2 protein-coding genes are annotated in these 2,044 nt (G+C 69.7%); one reads left to right on the top strand and one right to left on the bottom strand.

Going from position 1 to position 2,044, the window contains the following annotated elements; all coding sequences use genetic code 11:
* Positions 1–484, top strand: a 484-nt coding sequence (locus AOQ53_RS37705; protein WP_148640435.1) for a PucR family transcriptional regulator, incomplete at its 5' end; no start/stop codon positions are given.
* A gap of 341 nt (positions 485–825) precedes the next feature.
* Here AOQ53_RS37705 and AOQ53_RS37700 read toward each other — a convergent pair.
* A partial coding sequence (locus AOQ53_RS37700) for a cytochrome P450 (RefSeq protein WP_330219383.1) occupies positions 826–2,044 on the bottom strand: 1,219 nt, incomplete at its 5' end.

Here is a 2,044-nt window from a genome sequence, read left to right as displayed (position 1 = left end):
CTCCCACGGACCGGCCGGCACCGCTCCGTCCGGCCCGGCCGGCAGCGCCTCGCGCGGAGCCGGCAGCCCGGCCGCCGGTCTCGCAACGCCCCGCTCCGGCCTCGCCGAGCTGGGAACGGCCTGGTGGGAGGCGTCGGCGGCGGCACGGGCCGCGTCGGCCGAGCCCCGGCTGGGGCCCGTCGCCCAGTGGGCGTCGATCGGGCCGTTCCGGCTGCTCACCGCGCTGCCGCCGGAGGTGGCCTGCGACCCGGTGGTGCACGCACTGCTCTTCCCCGTCCACCAGGAGCTCGCCCGTACCGCCGAGGTCTACCTCGACTGCGCCGGCCAGGCCGCCCGGGCCGCCGCCGAGCTGGGCATCCACCGCCAGACCCTGTACTACCGCCTGTCCCGGATCGAGAAGCTCACCGGCCTGGACCTGGACGACGGCGAGGACCGCCTGCTCCTGCACATGGCGTTGAAGGGAGCCCGGCTCGCACAGATCTAGGGTCCGCAGTGTCGTGAGCACTTACGCGTGATCGGGAGCACCGTTCGAGCATTTCCGCGTGATCATGAGCAGTGATTACGTTCAGTAGCCGTCAGTAGACGACTGTTTACGATCTTCCGGTTCGGGCGGTACGAGGCGGCGCGAAGTCGAGGTGTTCTCCCGTCACGAAACGAGGACGCGACACCGAGGTCGGATGTGAGCGAGCGGAGCGACAGTGGATCTGACTGATCTCGAGCGCCTGTCTGGTGAAGGTAGGCAGACGAGAACGCTCCCTGGCCGCGGGCCTCTGGGGCGGGAGGAGCTCCGCCTACTGCCCCAGAGGCCCGCGCAGCGTGTGACGGTCAGACGTGGACGGGGAGGTGAGTGGCCCCGCGCAGGCTCAGAAGGCCGTTCCAGCGGACCTCCCCCGCCTGTTCCAGGCCGGGGAAGCGGCGGACCAGTCCTCCGACGGCAATCCTTCCCTGGATACGGGCGAGCATCCCGCCGATGCAGTAGTGGGCGCCTCCGCCGAAGGAGACGTGGCGGCGTGCGTTCTCACGGTCCAACCGCAGTTGGCCGGCGTCCGGGCCCCAGAACTCCTCGTCGCGGTTGGCCCCGGCCAGGCTTGCCAGGACGACCGAGCCGGCCGGAATCTCGTGCTCGCCCACACGGTGGGGGTGCAGGGTGATGCGTCGGGCGAGGTGCACCGGAGGTTCGTAGCGGAGTAGTTCCTCGATCGCGTTCCGGTCAAGATCGGGCGTGGCTCGCAGGAGTTCGAGCTGGTCGGGATTGCGCAGCAGCGCGAGTATCCCGCCCGAGAGCAGGTTGACGGTCGTCTCATATCCGGCGACGTAGAGCATGGCAACTTGGGCGACCAGTTCGTCGTGGCTGAGCCGGTCACCATCGTCCTCGGCATCGATGAGGGCAGTGAGCAGGTCATCGCCGCGATCCCGGTGCTTGCGGGAGATCGCGTCGGAGACGAGCTCGACCATCTCCGCGTCGGCAGCTTCGATGTCCTCCTTCGCGCGCGAGCCGCCGCCTGGCTCGCCCAGCCGAATCAGCAGGCCGGTCAGCTCGCGCAGGCGTGCGGTGTCGATCTCCGGCATCCCCAGGATCCGGGTGATCACGGCGAACGGCAGGGGGAACGCGAGCGTTTCGACCAGGTCGCCGCCCCCGGCGAGCCCCAGATCGTCCAGCGCCTTGTCGACCAGGTCGTGCACCACCAGTTCGATGCCGCTCATCGCCCGGGGGGTGAATGCCTGGGAGACGAGTTTGCGCAATCTGGTGTGGTGCGGGGGGTCCTGGTCGATCAGCGCGAGACCCTTGAGGCGCGGTGCGCGGGCGGGACCGCCGGAACCCTGGGCGTTGCGTTTGTCGACAGAGTGCTCCGCGCGCAGCAGCGCCTCCACGTCCTCGTGCCGGGAGACCATCCAGAAGCCGCCTGGGTGTTCATGCACCGGCGCGTGACGCCGCACCTCGGCGTAGTGGGGGTGCGGGTCCTCCATGAACCCGTCGGAGAGCGGGTTGAACATGACCGGGGTCTGGCGCATCGCGCTGCTCATGCGGTGTGTCCTCTCGTTT

Origin of the sequence: Streptomyces azureus (genome assembly GCF_001270025.1) — a bacterium.
GTDB lineage: Bacteria > Actinomycetota > Actinomycetes > Streptomycetales > Streptomycetaceae > Streptomyces > Streptomyces azureus.
Note: the sequence above shows the minus strand (reverse complement) of the source record. Positions and strands in the feature narration are given on the sequence as shown.